This is a genomic window from Ralstonia sp. GX3-BWBA (genome assembly GCF_003290055.1).
Lineage (GTDB): Bacteria > Pseudomonadota > Gammaproteobacteria > Burkholderiales > Burkholderiaceae > Ralstonia > Ralstonia holmesii.
In genome coordinates this window covers 1,195,658-1,213,189 of the sequence record NZ_QMKS01000009.1, presented here as the reverse complement: position 1 = coordinate 1,213,189, position 17,532 = coordinate 1,195,658, and the positions used below count along the sequence as shown (strand labels likewise).

At 60.9% G+C, this 17,532-nt stretch carries 13 protein-coding genes; 8 read left to right on the top strand and 5 right to left on the bottom strand.

Going from position 1 to position 17,532, the window contains the following annotated elements; translation table 11 throughout:
- The first annotated feature begins 71 nt into the window (after positions 1-71).
- Entirely contained in the window at positions 72-2,051 is a 1,980-nt protein-coding gene (locus DOD19_RS13265) for a monovalent cation:proton antiporter family protein (RefSeq protein WP_024976708.1), read from the top strand.
- Between the two features lie 9 nt (positions 2,052-2,060).
- On the opposite strand, the gene DOD19_RS13260 is transcribed toward DOD19_RS13265, so the two are convergent.
- Entirely contained in the window at positions 2,061-2,465 is a 405-nt protein-coding gene (locus DOD19_RS13260; RefSeq protein ID WP_024976707.1) for a ribbon-helix-helix domain-containing protein, read from the bottom strand.
- A 41-nt stretch (positions 2,466-2,506) separates the two neighbouring features.
- Complete coding sequence (locus DOD19_RS13255; RefSeq protein ID WP_024976706.1) at positions 2,507-3,085, bottom strand: DJ-1/PfpI family protein; 579 nt, start codon at positions 3,083-3,085, stop codon at positions 2,507-2,509.
- Between the two features lie 107 nt (positions 3,086-3,192).
- On the opposite strand from DOD19_RS13255, the gene DOD19_RS13250 reads away from it, so the two are divergent.
- From DOD19_RS13250 to DOD19_RS13240, 3 genes are all read left to right on the top strand, one after another.
- Positions 3,193-3,801 (top strand): adenine phosphoribosyltransferase, encoded by a 609-nt coding sequence (locus tag DOD19_RS13250; RefSeq protein ID WP_045202521.1) that lies wholly within the window; start codon positions 3,193-3,195, stop codon positions 3,799-3,801.
- Positions 3,802-3,925: 124 nt separating this feature from the next.
- The gene (locus tag DOD19_RS13245; protein ID WP_112185935.1) at positions 3,926-4,546 is read left to right on the top strand and encodes a LysE family translocator; all 621 of its coding nucleotides are present in this window, start codon (positions 3,926-3,928) and stop codon (positions 4,544-4,546) included.
- A 19-nt stretch (positions 4,547-4,565) separates the two neighbouring features.
- On the top strand, positions 4,566-6,242 hold the full coding sequence (locus DOD19_RS13240) for a Na/Pi cotransporter family protein (protein ID WP_024976703.1): 1,677 nt from the start codon (positions 4,566-4,568) through the stop codon (positions 6,240-6,242).
- 64 nt (positions 6,243-6,306) lie between these two features.
- On the opposite strand, the gene uvrA is transcribed toward DOD19_RS13240, so the two are convergent.
- Positions 6,307-9,171: an excinuclease ABC subunit UvrA gene (gene uvrA / locus DOD19_RS13235; RefSeq protein ID WP_112185933.1), complete on the bottom strand. Its 2,865-nt coding sequence runs from the start codon at positions 9,169-9,171 to the stop codon at positions 6,307-6,309.
- Positions 9,172-9,414: 243 nt separating this feature from the next.
- Between uvrA and DOD19_RS13230 the strand changes: the two genes are divergently transcribed.
- From DOD19_RS13230 to DOD19_RS28235, 4 genes are all read left to right on the top strand, one after another.
- A complete protein-coding gene (locus tag DOD19_RS13230; RefSeq protein ID WP_204360061.1) occupies positions 9,415-10,578 on the top strand; it encodes an MFS transporter in 1,164 nt (387 codons plus the stop codon).
- A 50-nt stretch (positions 10,579-10,628) separates the two neighbouring features.
- Positions 10,629-11,186, top strand: coding sequence for a single-stranded DNA-binding protein (locus tag DOD19_RS13225; RefSeq protein ID WP_112185929.1), 558 nt, complete (start codon positions 10,629-10,631; stop codon positions 11,184-11,186).
- 407 nt (positions 11,187-11,593) lie between these two features.
- Positions 11,594-13,987, top strand: a complete 2,394-nt coding sequence (locus DOD19_RS13220; RefSeq protein WP_112185928.1) for a hypothetical protein — start codon at positions 11,594-11,596, stop codon at positions 13,985-13,987.
- Between the two features lie 381 nt (positions 13,988-14,368).
- The gene (locus DOD19_RS28235; RefSeq protein ID WP_343226175.1) at positions 14,369-14,710 is read left to right on the top strand and encodes a hypothetical protein; all 342 of its coding nucleotides are present in this window, start codon (positions 14,369-14,371) and stop codon (positions 14,708-14,710) included.
- A 334-nt stretch (positions 14,711-15,044) separates the two neighbouring features.
- Here DOD19_RS28235 and DOD19_RS13210 read toward each other — a convergent pair whose 3' ends face one another.
- Both DOD19_RS13210 and DOD19_RS27935 read right to left on the bottom strand, forming a co-directional pair.
- Positions 15,045-15,584 carry a hypothetical protein gene (locus DOD19_RS13210; RefSeq protein ID WP_112185926.1) on the bottom strand — a complete coding sequence of 180 codons (540 nt, stop codon included), beginning with the start codon at positions 15,582-15,584 and terminating at the stop codon, positions 15,045-15,047.
- Positions 15,581-16,828 (bottom strand): site-specific integrase, encoded by a 1,248-nt coding sequence (locus tag DOD19_RS27935; RefSeq protein WP_112185924.1) that lies wholly within the window; start codon positions 16,826-16,828, stop codon positions 15,581-15,583. The genes DOD19_RS13210 and DOD19_RS27935 overlap by 4 nt, the downstream gene beginning before the upstream one ends.
- Between the last annotated feature and the right edge of the window lie 704 nt (positions 16,829-17,532).

The window sequence follows — 17,532 nt, the reverse complement described above, 5'->3', positions numbered from 1 at the left end:
GCACGCACCGTCTTGATGCGCGGCATCCGGCCCTCCTGTCCAACCCCTTTCGATTGGTTTTTTCGCGTCGCATGCATTCGCCGCTGGAACTCACCCTCGTGTTGCTGGCCGCCGCCGTGATCGGCGTGGTGCTGTTCCGGATGCTGCAATTGCCGCCGATGCTGGCGTACCTCGTGGTGGGTGTCCTCATCGGGCCGAAGGCGACAGGGCTGGAATCCGATACGGCGCAGACGCGCTACCTGGCGGAATTCGGGGTGGTCTTCCTGATGTTCTCGATCGGGCTGGAGTTCAACCTCTCCAAGCTGCGTTCGATGCGGCGGCTGGTGCTGGGGCTCGGGGCGTCGCAGGTGGGACTGACCATCCTGCTCACGATTCCCGTTTCGATGGTGCTGTCCCACTGGTACCCGCTGTCCTGGCAGGCAGGCCTGGCACTGGGCGGCGCGTTGGCCATGTCGTCCACGGCCATCGTCTCAAAAATGCTGGCAGAGCGTCTGCAGCTCGAGACCGAGCACGGCCGCAACATCATCAGCGTGTTGCTGTTCCAGGATCTGGCGGTCGTGCTGTTGCTGATCGTGGTGCCGTCATTGGGCAAGAACCCAACGGACCTTGTGCTAGCGCTGTCCATTGCCGCGCTCAAGATCACCGTCGCGCTGGTGCTGATCCTGTTTCTGGGGCAGAAGCTGCTGTCGCGCTGGTTCCACCTCGTGGCGGCGCGGCGCTCGCAGGAGCTGTTCATGCTGAACCTGCTGCTGGTCACGCTGGGCATGGCGGCGCTGACGGAGCGGCTGGGCCTCTCGATGGCGCTAGGCGCATTCCTGGCCGGCATGCTGGTGTCGGAAACGCCGTACAAGCTGCAGGTGGAAGAAGACATCAAGCCGTTCCGCGACGTGCTGCTGGGGCTGTTCTTCGTGACGGTCGGTATGCTGCTGGACCCGCGCGTGGTCTTCGAGCACTGGGCGCTGGTGTTGGGGCTGGTGATGGCGCCGGTGCTGTTCAAGTTTGTGTTGATTGCGCTGCTGGCGCGGGCCTTCGGTTCAGGTGGCGGTGCGGCGATCCGTACGGCCCTGGGGCTGGCGCAGGCCGGTGAGTTCGGCTTCGTGCTGCTGAACCAGATTGACGGCATGAGACTGATCGACCCGCTGCTCGGCCAGGCGATCCTGGCGGCGATGCTTTTGTCGATGCTGCTGGCGCCGTTCCTGATCCAGTACAGCGACGTGATTGCCATGCGGCTGTCGCGCACGGACTGGCTGATGCAATCGCTGGCCATGACCAAGATTGCCGCGCAGAGCATTGCCACCGAGCGCCACGTCATCATCTGCGGCTACGGGCGCAGCGGCCAGAATCTGGCGCATATGGTGGAGCAGGAGGGCATCGGCTATGTCGCGCTCGATCTGGACCCCGACCGCGTGCGCGAGGCTGCGGCCGCGGGCGAGCACGTCGTCTATGGCGACGCGGCGCGGCGCGAGTCGCTGGTGGCCGCCGGTATCCACCGCGCAGCGGCGGTCGCCATTACCTATGCCGATACGGCTTCAGCATTGAAGGTGCTGCACCACGTGCAGGCGCTGGAGCCGACCCTGCCCGTGATCGTGCGCACCATCGACGATGCCGACCTGGATCGCCTGCAGCAAGCCGGCGCCACCGAGGTCGTCCCCGAGATCATCGAAGGGAGCCTGATGCTGGCCTCACACGCGCTGGTGCTGCTGGGCGTGCCGCTGCGCCGCGTGGTGCGCCGTGCGCAGGAGATGCGCGATGCACGCTACAGCCTGCTGCGCGGCTACTTCCATGGTCAGGATGACGAGGAGGACATGCTCGAGCGCGACGCCGTGCGCCTGCACTCGGTGCCGTTGGTCAAAGGCTCGCCTGCCATCGGCCATAAGCTCGGCACGATGGGGCTGGAAACGTTCAAGACGTCGGTCACGGCGATTCGGCGCCAGGGCATTCGCGCGCTCGATCCCGATCCAGATACGGTGCTGGAGCTGGGCGATATCGTTGTGCTGCGCGGCACACCCGAGGGGCTGCAGATGGCCGAGGAGCGGCTCTCGCCGCGTTGATGCCAGCGCTTACTTGATGAACGTTTCCAGTAGCGGCCCGCGCGAGCGGCGCGGCGGTGGGGCATCGGCCATGTTGGCCGGCAGGCCATCCAGCACCGCCGCGGCATCGAGCGAGCTGATCGACACCCGCGTATCGGCCGGAATGCGCCCCTCCTGCTTCAGCATGAGATAGCGCAGGCAGCAGACGCGTAGGAACGACGCGAAGTTCGCCACCTCGCCGCGACGCTCGAACAACTCGTCGTAAAGCTTGCTGATGAGCTGGTTGACCGTCAGGCCATCGCGCTGGCCAATCTCTTCGAGCACCTCCCAGAACAGGCACTCCAGCCGCACGCTGGTCGCCACGCCGTGCAGGCGTAGCGAACGCGCGAGGCTGTCGTAGGAATGGGGATTGGCGCGGATGAAGATTTCGCACATGGCCGGGGGCTCCTGGGGCGCCCGGCGTGCGGGCAACCGAATCAGTGTAGAACCCGCGTGCCCAGGACTTCAAGAAACTGTGCCAACCACGCCGGATGTGCCGGCCAGGCGGGCGCCGTGACCAGCTTGCCGTCGGTGTGGGCCTGGTCGACGGGGATGTCCTTGAAGGTGCCGCCCGCCGCCGTGACTTCGGGGCCACATGCCGGATATGCCGAGCACGCCTTGCCTTCCAGCACACCCGCCGCCGATAGCAGCTGTGCACCGTGGCAGATGGCCGCGATGGGTTTGTCCGCATGGGCGAAGTGCCGCACGACATCAAGCACGCCGGCGTTCAGTCGCAGGTATTCGGGCGCGCGGCCGCCGGGCACGACAAGTGCGTCATACGCTGCCGGGTCGATGTCGGCGAAGGTGGCGTTGACGGTGAAGCGATGGCCGGGTTTTTCGGAGTACGTCTGCGCGCCTTCGAAATCGTGAACGGCGGTCGCGACGGAATCGCCAGCGCGCTTGTCCGGACAGACGGCGTGCACCGTGTGGCCGACCATCTGCAGCGCCTGGAAGGGGACCATGACTTCGTAGTCCTCCACGTAGTCGCCGACCAGCATCAGAATTTTCTTTGCCATCGCCGCGTCTCCTGTATGGTTGGGGTTTGCCCATTGTGGTTCGGCGCCATTCGGCCCGGGTGGTAGCCCATTACCGCAGACCACGTTCCTGCTTTCCTGTTTTTGCCATGAACCAAGTTCCTCCTCACCAGGCGGCGCTGCTGACGCCGTCGTCCATTCCCGCTTCCACCGAATTGGGCGATGTATCGCGTTACCTGCGCGACCGCATCCGCACGGTGCCGGATTGGCCGCAGGCCGGGGTCATGTTTCGCGATATCACGCCGCTGCTGCAGGACCCGAAGAGCCTGCGCGTGCTGGTGGACGTGTTCGTCCATCGCTACATGGGGCAGGGGCTGAATCTGGTGGCGGGCATCGATGCGCGCGGATTCATCCTCGGCTCGATCGTGGCGTATGAGCTGAACCTCGGCTTTGTGCCGATCCGCAAGAAAGGCAAGCTGCCGTTCAACACGGTGGCCGAGGAGTACATGCTCGAATACGGAAGCGCGACGGTGGAAATCCACGCCGATGCCTGCAAGCCCGGCGATCGCGTCCTGTTGATCGACGACCTGATCGCCACCGGCGGCACCATGATGGCCGGCAAGCGCTTGCTTGAACGGCTGGGCGCGACGGTGGTAGAGGGCGCGGCGATTGTTGACCTGCCCGAATTGGGCGGCTCGCAATTGCTGATCGACGGCGGGCTGCCGCTCTTCACGGTCTGCCGCTTTGATGGGCACTGAGCAGTCACCCGCTGCCTTTGCGTGATGCGCCAGCCGCATACGCTCATGTGACAAAAATATGACGTTCTACTGCCGCGCGCAGTAGCATGATTCTTTTCATTCCCCCGCGCCCCGGGAGATGTCGATGCCCCACGTATTGCTGTTCCTGCTGACCTCGATTGCCATCACGGCGATGCCGGGGCCGGACAACCTGCAAGTCATTGCACGCGGCGCAAGCCAGGGCCGTCAGGCGGGTCTGTCGGCGGCAGCGGGGTTCGCGTCGGGCTGCCTGTTTCATACGACGCTGGCGGCGCTCGGGCTGGCCGCAGTGCTGCAATCGTCCCCGGTGGCGTTCCAGGCGATCCGCTGGCTGGGCGCGGCGTACCTGATCTGGCTAGGCATTCGGGCACTGCGCAGCAAGGGCGGCATCGGCCCGAATCATGCTGGACCGCAGGCGGTGCCAGACTTGTGGCAGGTGTATCGCCAGAGCGTCTTTGCCAATCTGCTCAACCCGAAGGTGACGTTGTTCTTCGTGGTGTTCCTGCCGCAGTTTGTGGATGCGCAGGCCGGCCATGCGGCGCTGCAGATGTTGCTGCTGGGCGGCGTGTTCATGGCGCAGACCATCGTTGTGTTCGGCATCTACGGCTGGTGCGCGGCCGCGCTGGGCGGTTGGATGCGCCGCACGCCGCGCGCCTCTCTGTGGCTCGACCGGGTGAGCGGCTGCATTTTCATCGGGCTGGGCCTGCGGGTCGCCCTGACCAAATAAGCAAGACTGCACGGCAACAATGATCACCCTGCTCAAGCTGCTTTCCGGCGTCGCCCTGTTGGTATGGGGCACGCAGACCGTCAAGGTCGGCATGTTGCGCCTCTACGGCGCGGACTTGCGCCGCCTGTTGTCGCGCAGCGTATCGAACCGATTCTCTGCGCTGCTGGCCGGCATTGGCGTGACGTGCCTGGTGCAGAGCAGTAACGCGACGGCCACCATCGTCGGGGCGTTTGTTGCTCAAGGACTGATGGGCGTGTCGTCGGCGCTGGCGATTCTGCTGGGTGCCAACGTGGGCACGGCCATCATGGCGCAGGTATTTGCGTTGGACTTGTCGTGGCTGTCGCCGCTGCTGATCTTCTTTGGCGTGATCCTGCATCTGTCGCGCAAGGGCAATGCAGTGGGGCACTTCGGGCGGGTGCTGATCGGCCTGGGGCTGATCATGATGGCGCTGGAGCTGATCTCGGTCGCGTCGAGCCCCATGGTGGAAGCCAATGCGCTGCGCGTGCTGCTGAGTTCCTTCTCGTCAGACACCGGCCTGAACATGCTGATTGGCGCAGTGCTCACGCTGCTGTGCTATTCGAGCCTGGCGGTGGTGCTGTTCTGCGCGACGCTGGCGACGTCGGCGGCGGTGTCGGTCAAGGTGGCATTTGCGATTGTGCTGGGCGCAAATATCGGGAGTGCCGTGGCGGCGTTGGCGACCACGCCGTCATCAAGCCAGGCCGCACGCCGCGCAACGCTCGGGAACCTGCTTTCGCGCATGCTTGGCGCCGCGCTGGCGCTGCCCTTTCTGGACAAGCTGGCGGAGTGGGCGCCGCACGCGGGCGTCGCGCCGCAGCACGTGGTCGTGGCGTTTCACGTGGTGTTCAACGTGGCGCTGGCGGTGCTGCTGATCGGCTTTACCGATACGATGGCGCGGCTGTGCGCGCGCATCCTGCCGGGCGGCGCGCATATCGACGATCTCGTTGCGCCGCGCTATCTCGATCCTTCCGCGCTGGCCACGCCAACGTTGGCGCTGGGCAACGCGGCGCGCGAAGTGCTGCGCATCGGAGATCGCGTTGAGCACATGCTCGACAACACCCTGCGCGTGCTCAAGACCAACGACGTGCGCCTGCTGCAAACCACCCGCGCCATCGATGACGAGGTGGATGCGCTCTACACCGCCATCAAGCTTTATCTCACGCAGCTGAGCCACGAAGCGCTGGACGCGCGCGAGGGCAAGCGCTGGGCAGACATCATCTCGCTCACCATCAACCTGGAGCACGCTGGCGATATTCTCGACCGCCTGCTCCAGGACGTACGCGAGAAGAAGATCGCACACAAGCTGGCCTTTTCCGAGGCCGGCATGGAAGAGTTGGAAGACATGCACGCACGCCTCGTCACGAACCTGAAGCTGTCGCTGTCGGTGTTCCTGACGGGCGACCTGCGCAGCGCGCAGAAGCTGATGCTGGAAAAGGCCCACTTCCGCGATCTGGAAAAGCGCTACTCGCGCAGTCACCTCACACGGGTGTCCGCCCAGACGGCCGAGAGCATCGAGACCAGCTCATTGCATCTGGACATCATCAGCGATTTCAAACGGTTGAATTCGTTGTTCTGCGCCGCCGCGTATTCCGTGCTGGACGAAGCAGGGGCGTTGAACCGCAGCCGTATGAAAGACGCGGATGAGGTGGTGACCGAGACGGCACCAGCCGGCCACTGACGCCCGGCATTGTCGAAAAAAAGCGCAGCCGAAGCTGCGCTTTTTTGTTGCCGGATGACCGCGCTTACTTTCGCTTGAGCAGCGGCGCGAGGTATTTGCCGGTAAAGCTCGCCTTGCTCTTCGCCACATCTTCGGGGGTGCCCTTGGCGATGATCTGCCCACCGCCCGCACCGCCTTCGGGCCCGAGATCGAGCAGCCAGTCCGCCGTTTTGATCACGTCGAGGTTGTGCTCAATGATCACGATCGTATTGCCGTGATCGCGCAGCTTGTAGATGACTTTGAGTAGCAGCTCGATATCGTGGAAGTGCAGGCCAGTGGTCGGCTCATCCAGGATGTAGAGCGTGCGGCCTGTGTCGCGCTTCGATAGCTCCAGCGACAGCTTCACACGCTGCGCCTCGCCGCCCGACAGCGTGGTCGCCGATTGACCCAGGCGGATGTAGCCCAGGCCCACATCCAGCAGCGTTTGCAGCTTGCGGCGCACCACGGGCACGGGCGCAAAGAATTCGTGCGCCTGCTCCACCGTCATCTCCAGCACTTCGGTGATGTTCTTGCCCTTGTAAAGCACTTCCAGTGTTTCACGGTTATAGCGCTTGCCGTGGCACACGTCGCACGGCACGTACACGTCGGGCAGGAAGTGCATCTCGACCTTCAGCACGCCGTCGCCCTGGCATGCCTCGCAGCGGCCGCCCTTGACGTTGAACGAGAAGCGGCCAGGGTCATACCCGCGCTCCTTGGCCGACGGCACGCCGGCAAACAGCTCGCGGATCGGCGTGAACAGGCCCGTGTAGGTGGCCGGGTTCGAGCGCGGCGTGCGGCCAATCGGCGACTGGTCGACGTTGATGACCTTGTCGAAATGCTCCAGCCCATCGATGCGATCGTGCGCTGCGGGCTCCGGCGTCGAGCCGTACAGATGGCGTGCCACCGCGTGGTAAAGCGTGTCGTTGATCAGCGTCGACTTGCCCGAACCCGACACGCCCGTGATGCACGTCAGCAGCCCCACCGGAATGTCCGCCGACACATTCTTCAAGTTGTTGCCGCTGGCGTTGATGATGCGCAGCCAGCGCTCTTCATCGGGCGCCGTGCGCTGCTTGGGCACCTCGATGCGGCGCTTGCCCGACAAGTAGTCGCCCGTCAGCGACGCCGGCGATTGCTCGACTTGCTGGGGCGTGCCCTCCGCGATGATCTGGCCACCGTGCACCCCGGCACCGGGGCCGATGTCGACCACGTAGTCCGACGCGCGGATCATGTCTTCATCGTGCTCTACCACCAGCACCGAGTTGCCGAGATCGCGCAGGTGCTTGAGCGTGCCGATCAGCCGATCGTTGTCGCGCTGGTGCAGTCCGATGGACGGCTCGTCCAGCACGTACATCACGCCGGTCAGCCCCGAGCCGATCTGCGACGCCAGCCGGATGCGCTGCGCTTCGCCGCCCGAGAGCGTATCGGCACTGCGCTCCAGCGACAGGTAATCGAGCCCGACGTTGTTCAGGAAGTTCAGCCGCGCGGTGATCTCCTGGACGATCTTGTCGGCAATCTCGCGCTTGGCGCCGTGCATGTTCAGCGTCAGGAAATACGTGAGCGCATCGCGCAGCGGCCAGCCGTTGATCTCGTAAATGCCGCGTGCCTGGTCGGCCTCGCCAATCTTGACGAAGCGCGCTTCGCGGCGCAGGCGGGTGCCGTGGCACTCCGGGCACGGCTGGTTGTTCTGGTACTTGGCCAATTCCTCGCGCACGGCGATGGAGTCGGTCTCTTTGTAGCGCCGCTCCAAGTTGGGGATGATCCCCTCGAACGCGTGCTCGCGCACCGTGGTCTTGCCGCGCTCGTTGATGTACGTGAACGGAATCTGTTGCTTGCCCGAGCCGTGCAGCACGATCTGCTGGGTCTCGGGCGGCAGGTCTTCAAACGCGACGTCGATGTCGACGTCGTAGAACGCCGCCAGGCTCTGCAGCATCTGGAAGTAGAACTGGTTGCGGCGGTCCCAACCTTTGATCGCGCCAGACGCCAGCGACAGATTCGGAAAGGCCACCACGCGCTTCGGATCGAAGAACGTGATCTGGCCCAGGCCGTCGCAGTGTGGGCAAGCGCCCATCGGGTTGTTGAACGAGAACAGCCGCGGCTCCAGCTCCTGCAGCGAATACGAGCAGATCGGGCAGGCGAACTTGGAGCTGAAGCCATGTTCCTTGCCCGTGTCCATTTCCAGCGCGATGGCGCGGCCGTCGGCCAGGCGCAGCGCGGTTTCGAACGACTCGGCCAAGCGCTGCTTGAGTTCCGGGTTCACTTTCACGCGGTCGACCACGACCTCGATCGAGTGCTTGTCGTTCTTCTTGAGCTTGGGCAGGTTGTCGACTTCGTAGACCTTGGCTTCAGCCTCGTGCGCGGTACCGCCGCCCGAGCGGATGCGAAAGCGCACGAAACCCTGCGCCTGCATCGCTTCAAACAGGTCGACGTGCTCGCCCTTGCGGTTGGCCACCACGGGCGCCAGGATCATCAGTTTGGTGTCGGCCGGCAGCGCCAGCACGGCATCCACCATCTGCGACACGTTTTGCGCTTCCAGCGGCTGACCGTGGTCTGGACAGTAGGGCGTGCCGGCGCGCGCATACAGCAGACGCAGGTAGTCGTGAATCTCGGTAACGGTGCCGACTGTGGAGCGTGGGTTGTGGCTAGTGGCCTTCTGCTCGATGGAAATGGCCGGCGACAGACCTTCGATCAGGTCAACGTCGGGTTTTTCCATCAGTTGCAGGAATTGCCGGGCATACGCCGACAGCGATTCCACATAGCGACGCTGCCCCTCCGCATACAGCGTGTCGAACGCGAGCGACGACTTGCCCGACCCCGAAAGCCCGGTGATCACGATCAACCGGTTACGCGGCAGATCGAGGTTGATGTTCTTCAGGTTGTGGGTACGGGCCCCACGAATCTTGATTTCGTCCATGTGCGGCTGAGTGCTGCTGAATGCGGCGTCGGAGTGCGGACCGCCTGCGGCAATCGGCGGGAGGGTGGAAAAGGGTAAGCCTGCTAATATACCGAACTTCGGTTTTGCTGGTATCTGCTCCCAGATGGGGCAATCCGTGAAACCGTTCAAGTGTCCTTGTCGCCGCTTTTTCTTTCTGGTTTTCGCGGCGGTTTCCGCACCATGTCCTCCGCCTCCCCATCCATGACTTCCGCTTCCGGCCGTATGAACGGTCTTGAGCTGCGCGCGGCCGCCTCGCTGGCCGGCATCTTTGCGCTGCGCATGTTGGGTTTGTTCATGATCATGCCGGTCTTCGCGGTGTTCGCGAAAACGCTGCCCGACGGCAACAATACCCAACTCGTCGCCTTCGCCATCGGCGTGTATGGCCTCACGCAGGCGTTGCTGTATATCCCCTACGGCTGGCTATCGGATCGCTTCGGACGCAAGCCCGTCATCGTCACGGGCCTGGTGATCTTTGCGGTGGGAAGCCTAGTGGCGGCGTTTTCGCACAGCGTCGCGGGCATCGCCGTGGGGCGGGCTATCCAGGGCGCGGGGGCGATCTCGTCGGCGGTGATCGCCTTCGTGGCCGACCTCACGCGCGAGGAGCATCGCACCAAGGCCATGGCCATGATCGGCGGCAGCATCGGCCTGTCGTTTGCCGTGGCCATCGTGAGTGCTCCGGTCATCTTCCGCTGGGTCGGCATGCCAAGCATGTTCACGGCGATTGGTGTGCTGGCCATCGTCGCCATCGGCGTGGTGCTGTGGGTTGTGCCCAACCCGCCGCGTCCGCCCGAGCATGTGAAGGCGCCGTTCCGCGAAGTCCTGCGCAACCCCGAACTGCTGCGCCTGAACTTTGGCGTGTTCGCCCTGCATGCCACGCAGACGGCGTTGTTCGTCGTGCTGCCGCACATGCTGGAAGCCGCCGGCCTGCCTGTCGATTCGCACTGGAAGATCTACCTGCCGGTGATGGGCGTGTCGTTCGTGCTGATGGTGCCGGCCATCATTGCCGCCGAGAAGCGCGGCAAGATGAAGATCGTGCTGCTGTCGGCTGTGGCGCTGGTGATGGTGGCGCAACTGGCGCTGGGCGAGGTCAATCCGACGCTCGCCGCGCTGGCGATTGCGCTGCTGGTCTACTTCCTCGGTTTCAATGTGCTGGAGGCGTCGCAGCCGTCGCTGGTATCGAAGTACGCGCCGGGCGTGCGCAAGGGCGCGGCCATGGGCGTGTACAACACGACGCAGGCGCTGGGCCTGTTTACGGGCGGGGCTGGCGGCGGTTGGATTCTGCTGCACGCGGGGCAGCATGCGGTATTCCTAAGCTGCGCTGCGCTGGTTTTTGCCTGGCTTATAATTGCGAGCCCCATGCAAATGCCGGCGCTGCGCCGACACTAATCCGGGCAACACGGCGGCATCACTTCATTTTTTACCTTCGGAAACTCATCATGGCGTCCGTCAACAAAGTCATCATCGTCGGCAATCTCGGCGCCGATCCTGAAACGCGTTACATGCCCAGCGGCGACGCTGTCACCAACATTCGCGTGGCAACCACCGACCGCTACAAGGACAAGGCCAGCGGCGAAATGAAGGAAGCCACCGAGTGGCACCGCATCGCCTTCTTCGGCCGCCTGGCTGAAATCGCCGGCGAATACCTGAAGAAAGGCTCGTCGGTCTACATCGAAGGTCGCCTCAAGACCCGCCAATGGGAAAAGGACGGCCAGAAGCAATACAGCACCGAAATCGTCGCAGAACAAATGCAGATGCTCGGCGGCCGCGGTGGTGAGGGCGCCGGCAGCGGTGGCGGTGGTGCTGGCTACTCGCGCGGCGGTGAAGGCGGCGGTGGCTACGGCGGTGGCCGCAGCCAAGGTCAAAGCCAAGGCCAAGGCCAAGGCGGCGGTTACTCGCGCGGCGGCGAAGGTGGCGGTGGCCAGGGCGGTGGCGCACGTCGTCAGCCAGCCCCGTCGAATGGCTTTGAGGATATGGACGACGATATTCCGTTCTAGTGAGCATACCCATTAGAGGAAGGAAGATTCTTCACCTAACTCCTTGATGGGTAAGAGAAAAAGTTGATTTTAGGGCGTCCTCTAGGGACGCCCTTTTTCATGCAGCAGTTTAGTGTTGTGAAGCAGGAAGATTGGCAGCAGCAGAGAGCAGCTAAGCCTTTGAGCAAGAAGAGAAAAAACTTCTCAGGCGCTGCCTCTTGCTCCCTGGGGAAAGTACTGCATCTTCCTCTTCCTTCACGGGTTCGGTGGGCGGCGATAATGCTCTGGTAGAGGGGTAGCGCCGCTCCACATTGGCTTCACGTTAGAATTTTTCAGTTCGGGTCCGCTGGTTACTGAGGTCGCCTGCATTGGCGTTGCCAGCTTGCCAGTTTCGCGTAGCAGTTTCGGATAACGAAAAAGCACTCAATATGCGCACCTTCACCTTGGAAATCTCGAAGCCGAAAGATGCTGAGGATTTCGAAGACTATTGCGCCGAGATTTACTCGGTGGTTTTTGAAGACCCCACGCCCAAAAAAAATGGCCGCAGTGGGCAGTCTCAGGGCGGGGTTGATATCTTTGTTGAGCCTCGTTCAGGTGGGCGCAAAGGCATTCAATGCAAGCGCTACTATGAAACTAAAATTACCGAGAGTCTCGTTAGTGACGAGGTCAAGGCCGCTGATGCGGCGGGCTGGAGCATTAACGAGCTCATTGTCGCAACGACTACTCCGAGCGATTCTAAGCTTGTAAAGTATGTTCAGGATTTGTCGGATTCCCGCGCTGAAACTGGCAAATTTAAAGTGAGTATCGAGTTCTGGAATGATATCTGTAATCAGATTAATCGCTACTCGATTCTCCAGCAGAAATATAGCCCCAATGCTCCGGGCGGCGTTTTTGACGAAGTCAGGACGTCAACAGAGGAAACTCGAGCTAATTCGGTAGCGGCTCTTGAGCGAGTAAGTGCGCTTGCAGCGAAAATTGACTCGTTGGCCTCGCAAGTTGGTGGGCCTGGTTTTATTGCCTCGCTGTCTACAAATGAGAGCTCGGTAATATCTAGGCAGCTGGACAAGGTCGTTCAGTTCGTCAAGGAGATGGGTTTTTCACGTGCGAAGGCACTGCTGTCCGTGGTTTTTGATGAGTTTTCTACTTTAGACGCACATCAGCAAGCAAGATGGTATTTGCTCTCTGGTATTGTTGATTGGCATACGGGGGACGCGAGTAGTGCGGTGCGGAAGTTTGATACTGCCTACGATACTTACCCAGAAGACGACAGAATCTGTGCCGGAAAAATACGGGGGTTGTTGCTTGCTAACCATGCTGACCAAGCATTCGATATCGCTGAGAGAGCGATATCGCGTTTCCCGGATTCTATTCAGGTGTGGCTCGCTTGGGCCAACACGAAAATCAAGCTCGCACGGTATCTCGTAGAAACCGATTTGCCATCGAAGTTCCAGGCTGATGCCGACGCCTTGCAGATGATGGCTGTCAATTTTCACGATGCTGGTGACCAAGCGCTGTCGCTTGCCTATGCGGACCGCGCCCTCTGCGCTGACGGCGCTGGCTTTTACGCCTGGAGCAACGTGCTGTTCATAGCAACGGACTTCGCTGGCAAAGTTCCGTTTCTAGCCTCCTTAGAGCTGCTGCCGCCTGAAGTTAAGTACACGCTCAGCGAGGCGTGTGGACGCTTCGAGCCTCGTGACGAGAAACTGTGGCCCGTGGAGGGCGGCCCGATTGTCGGCGATGTAGCTGTGAACCTGGCCGTAGGACGCTTGTTGCTGGGAGACGCATATGCCTGCTTAGCCATTTGCGACGAAGCTGAGGCTCACGGCGACTCGTCAAAGAATTTCACCATGCCGCGCGTGTACGCATACCACGCGTTGAATGACCACCAACATGTCGTAGACGTCGGGGCACCGCATTTGGCGGACATGCACATCTCGGCGCAGATGATGGTGGCGGAGGCGGCGGCTATCCTTGGAAGGGTGGACTTGGTAGGCCACGTCGCGGAACTGCCCTCTGTTGCCACTGACCTTGAAGCGAAGGGCACTCTACAGGCGTTGACGTGGGTTGCGCTTCGCGGAAAAGGCGAAATTGCTGCTGTGACTGCATCCCTCGATGCATATGATTTCGAGTCCGAAGCTACGCTGGTCGTGCTCAACACCGCTGCACGGATATACCAAGCGATAGGGAGCGTGGAGAAGGCGGCGGCGATTGGAGCAAAGATTGCAACAATCGTGACGGCCTCATCGGCGACACCTTTGAAGATTCAAGCGGCTGACACGTTCGCCACGCTTAAAGACTACCCGGCGGCAATCGCTCTGCTGGTATCCATTCCTGGCATCGGACAGAGCCGAGAGTTGCAAACGCGTCTGCTAGATGCCTATGCCAAAGGCGGCTATCGAGCAAAAGCGCGGGCTATTGTCGACGGTGCGCCACCTTCCTGGTTTGACGACGATGCGTTCGTCGCCACAGCAATCTTCGCGGCGCAGCAGGCGAATGATTGGCCCCGGTTGGAGCCGCTTGCCTTACGACATAGGGACCGTCGTCCGACTAGTGCGAGTGCTTGGGACTTTTGGTACCACGTGGCCTTGCGGACGCTGAGACCTGCAGAACTCCGGAGGGCATTCAGCGAGGCTCCTTTGGAGCTGAGCGGCGCTCCTCAAGTGGTTCGAAGGGTGGCCCTGGCTGAGCTGCAGTATGGCGACGCCGCACTGGGCATGCGCCGGTTGTATCGACTATTCCGGTGCAATCTCAACGACGCTAATGTCGCAGCGGGCTACATCACTGCTTTGCTCACTGCGGAGAGCAATCTGCTGTCGGAGTGAACAAGAGCCAATGTTTCGTTCACTCCAAACCGGGCTATGAGGGTTTATTGGTTTCAGGCGGTAGAAACCCACAAGGGCAGGACTATTCGTGTGGCGCTGGCGCGACCTTGCAAATATTCCCGCAGAGTCCTGATTTGGTGGCGGCATTGGTGCCCTACGTGTGTGACGCAACCAGGCCTGTCACACAGACAACGGTTCTCGATGGCGACGAAATTCGAGCAACGTGTGTGTTCCGTGACAACGGCGTGCCCCAATATGTCCACAACGTCCGTATCCAAGTCGTTCGATGACGCTGGAATCTAAACGTTGAGTGTCCGTGCTACACCATCTGAGCCACCGCCTTCCCGGATAGAGCGGCCGTGGACATCAACACGCTGCGTCGTGTTTGTCGACTATGACGGGGTGTTGCATCGAGGGGATGCGTATCGGACGCACAAGGGCATTGTCAGCAGCGACCCCGGCCACATTCAGTTGTTCGAATACGCAGCCGTCCTCAATGGACTGCTTGAGCCGTACCCAAGCGTTGAAGTGGTCCTATCGTCGTCGTCGCCAAGGATTGCGTCCCTCCATAAACCGGTTTCCTCGCGCGACATAGGCCCTTTGATAGGGTCGCCGGTTTTGACCGCCACCCCTTTAGGGTTGCCGCCCACGACTACCCGATTGATGTCGGCCAGAGCTCGTTGGTCGAAATGCGGGTGCCGTCGTTCTGCAAAAAATCTATAAAAGCCGCGAATCCGTGCCCAGCGCCAGCGGTGGCCCTTGGATGTGAGGCGTGCAAGATATGCCAGTACCACCAGATGCATCGCCGCGCCGGGCATAGAGGCATAGAACCGAGCGAACGCGACGAGGTCTTTGTGCAGGTTGTACGCCTCAATGGGGGACTCCATGAGCAGACGATTTCGTACGTATTCCCGACAGAGCGAGGCGAGGAGCTCCCCAGCGCTATCAATCGTTTTCCAAGGCAGCTCTTGAATCCCACTTGACGTAGCGATGACCCATCGATGGGGCTCGACGATAACTCGGTTGCCATAGACGTCGAGAAGGTCGGCTTGATTGGTCATTTGGGCAGACGCTCCTCTTGTCGGGCCATGGCAACAGTGCGTGCCGCTTCTTCGCGCTTGCGCGCCATACGCCTTTTGACTGGGTCGCCGGTCCTAACCGCGAGGCCTTTAGGGTTGCCACTGATAACCATCCGATTGATGTCGACCAGAACTCTCTGGTCAAACGCCGGATGCCGCCGTTCAGCAAAAAAATTGTAGAACGCGCGCACTCGAGCCCAGCGCCAGCGAGAGCCTTTGGATGTGTGGCGTGCGAGATATGCCAGTACCGACGTGTGCACTGACGCACCATGCGTGGACCCATGGAACCGAGCGAAGCCGAGGAGGTCCGAGTACGCGTTGTACGCCTCGATGGGGGACGCCGTGAGCAGGCGATTGCTCACATATTCCCGACAGAGTGAGGCGAGGAGCTCGCCAGCGCTATCAAACGCGTTCCATCGCAACTCCTTAGTGCCACTTGAGGTAGCGATGACCCATCGATGAGGCTCGACGATAACTGGGTTGCCATAGACGTCGCGGAGGTTGGCCTGATTGGTCATTTAGTGAAGAACTCCTCTTGTCGAGCGGTTGCTACCGTACGCGCCGTTTGTTCGCGCTTGCGCGCCGTGTACGTCCTCACGTTGTCAGTACGCCAGCCGTTAAGCCACATGACGGTCGAGAGAATTTGGGCATCGGTCAGTCCAAGTGCCTCCGCGTTTTGCAGCACTTCTTCCGTTTCGGTGTGACGCAGGACGTGGGGTGTCAGCTCAGGAATGACCCGCTGCAGGGTCTCGAAAATTGCGTTGATTGTCCGCAAGGCCAACTCGCGTCCCTCGCCGGTCTCAAGAAACAAATACTCGCTGCGGTCTGCGTTAGGGATTGCTGCGCGGTGCCCCTCAACGTATCGAGTAACAGCAGCAGCAATCGCTGGATGGACGGGATAGTCGCGCGGTAGGGTTTTCAGCCGGGGCTCGGCGACCCGCCTGTCCTTCGGGTCGTTAACGTGCGCGCAAAAACGGACATATGGCGCTGGGCCACCGACAATGTCTGACACCTTGAGTTTGCCCAAATCCCCTCGCCGACCACCGGTAACAAGAAAAAGGAGGACAAGGATGGCGTTTCGGTGCCGGACGAGTGGCTCCTTCCAGGGGTTCTTCTCACTTTCAGGGGCAATCGTTTCCACCAGGAGCTGTACGTCCTTGGGAGTGAGGCCCTTCCTCATCGACCCAGATTCCTTTTTCGGGGTGTTTTGCTCAAATAGCGCACGCGTTGTTTCAATGCGATACTCGAGCGCATTCAACTTATCGGCGTCGGTTCGCGGGTCGAGTTTAAAAGCCGCACTCCGCATGCCGTCAATCACGAAATCCTTAATGGCAGTCATGCGGGCCCGCAGCTCTGACTTTCCGACAATAGTGGCGCCTTTCCGGCTCCGTCTTTGACGTCGACGGGCGGTTGTGAAAATGGAAGCCACCTCATGGTCAGCAAAGCCAGTGCCTCCGAATAATCTCTCGGATACCAGTTTTCCGTTTTTTTCAGCCCACCTGTATATAATTGCTATTCCGGATAGGTTGTTGAAATAACTATTGGGGGAGAGCATTAAGCGTTTGCCGCATAGCATATGCTCGTTCGGTAGGGTCACCGGGACCCCCGTGTTTCTGTCGATGAGTATGGATATGCGCTCCCCATGATTGGCGCCTCGCTGCAGAATAAACTGCTTAACGTGGTACCGTTCCTGCTCGGTGGAAGGGGGCGTACCAGCCTGATGTGGGATTTGTTCTGAGGTGCCGCTTTTAATGTCACTCATTCCGCGAGTCTGCTGATATGGGCGATGTTATTCATTCGCCCCTCGCAAAAACGATGGGCGAATGAAGTCAGCCTTGACACCGGGGGAGTTCCATAGGACACTGCGGTTTCTGAGGTCCGTCGGTCCTATGGGCTGTCGGCGCAAGGGCGCTATCGGGGGAATCCCGTTAGCGCCCTTGTTTTTTTGTTGGACGCTAACGGGATTCCCCGTAGATGTTTGTCGTTTGCGTATGCGTCTTAGTGAGATGCCTCCTCGTTAAATGAGATGAGCAATTTAGATTGATGCGAATCCTAACACGGAAATTCCGTGTTGCAATAGGATTTGGGGTTCGAATGAATTGAAAACAGATTGGCTGTATTGGGCGGAATTAGAAATTTTTCTATTAAATAGAAAAGAGAATTTCTCGTTAAAGCGCTTTGACAACTCATCGAGAGTCGTCAGTTGAACCAACTGATGGCTACGCGCAAGAGGCCGCACCTTGGCCGCGCCATGAGCGGCTCCCTGATGGCAAGGTGCCGAGCACCCTGCGGCGCGAGTGCAGAACCGCCCGCCCTTGGTCACGCCAACGGCACCAGACGAGCGCGGGCCCGTTGCTATACTCCGCGTGTGATGGTGGCCAACCCACATATCAGCACATCCATCTTGATTCAAAGGCTTCGTCATACGATACATAAGTATCTTCACACGATACCTAAGCTACAGGA

Excerpts from the sequence above, each read along its gene's own strand:
- DOD19_RS13220 (WP_112185928.1), top strand. The coding sequence starts at position 11,594 with ATGCGCACCTTCACCTTGGAAATCTCGAAGCCGAAAGATGCTGAGGAT.
- DOD19_RS13250 (WP_045202521.1), top strand. The coding sequence starts at position 3,193 with ATGAACCAAGTTCCTCCTCACCAGGCGGCGCTGCTGACGCCGTCGTCC.
- DOD19_RS13225 (WP_112185929.1), top strand. The coding sequence starts at position 10,629 with ATGGCGTCCGTCAACAAAGTCATCATCGTCGGCAATCTCGGCGCCGAT.
- DOD19_RS13245 (WP_112185935.1), top strand. The coding sequence starts at position 3,926 with ATGCCCCACGTATTGCTGTTCCTGCTGACCTCGATTGCCATCACGGCG.
- DOD19_RS27935 (WP_112185924.1), bottom strand. The coding sequence starts at position 16,828 with ATGAGTGACATTAAAAGCGGCACCTCAGAACAAATCCCACATCAGGCT.
- uvrA (WP_112185933.1), bottom strand. The coding sequence starts at position 9,171 with ATGGACGAAATCAAGATTCGTGGGGCCCGTACCCACAACCTGAAGAAC.
- DOD19_RS13230 (WP_204360061.1), top strand. The coding sequence starts at position 9,415 with ATGAACGGTCTTGAGCTGCGCGCGGCCGCCTCGCTGGCCGGCATCTTT.
- DOD19_RS13265 (WP_024976708.1), top strand. The coding sequence starts at position 72 with ATGCATTCGCCGCTGGAACTCACCCTCGTGTTGCTGGCCGCCGCCGTG.
- DOD19_RS13240 (WP_024976703.1), top strand. The coding sequence starts at position 4,566 with ATGATCACCCTGCTCAAGCTGCTTTCCGGCGTCGCCCTGTTGGTATGG.
- DOD19_RS13255 (WP_024976706.1), bottom strand. The coding sequence starts at position 3,085 with ATGGCAAAGAAAATTCTGATGCTGGTCGGCGACTACGTGGAGGACTAC.
- DOD19_RS13260 (WP_024976707.1), bottom strand. The coding sequence starts at position 2,465 with ATGTGCGAAATCTTCATCCGCGCCAATCCCCATTCCTACGACAGCCTC.
- DOD19_RS13210 (WP_112185926.1), bottom strand. The coding sequence starts at position 15,584 with ATGACCAATCAGGCCAACCTCCGCGACGTCTATGGCAACCCAGTTATC.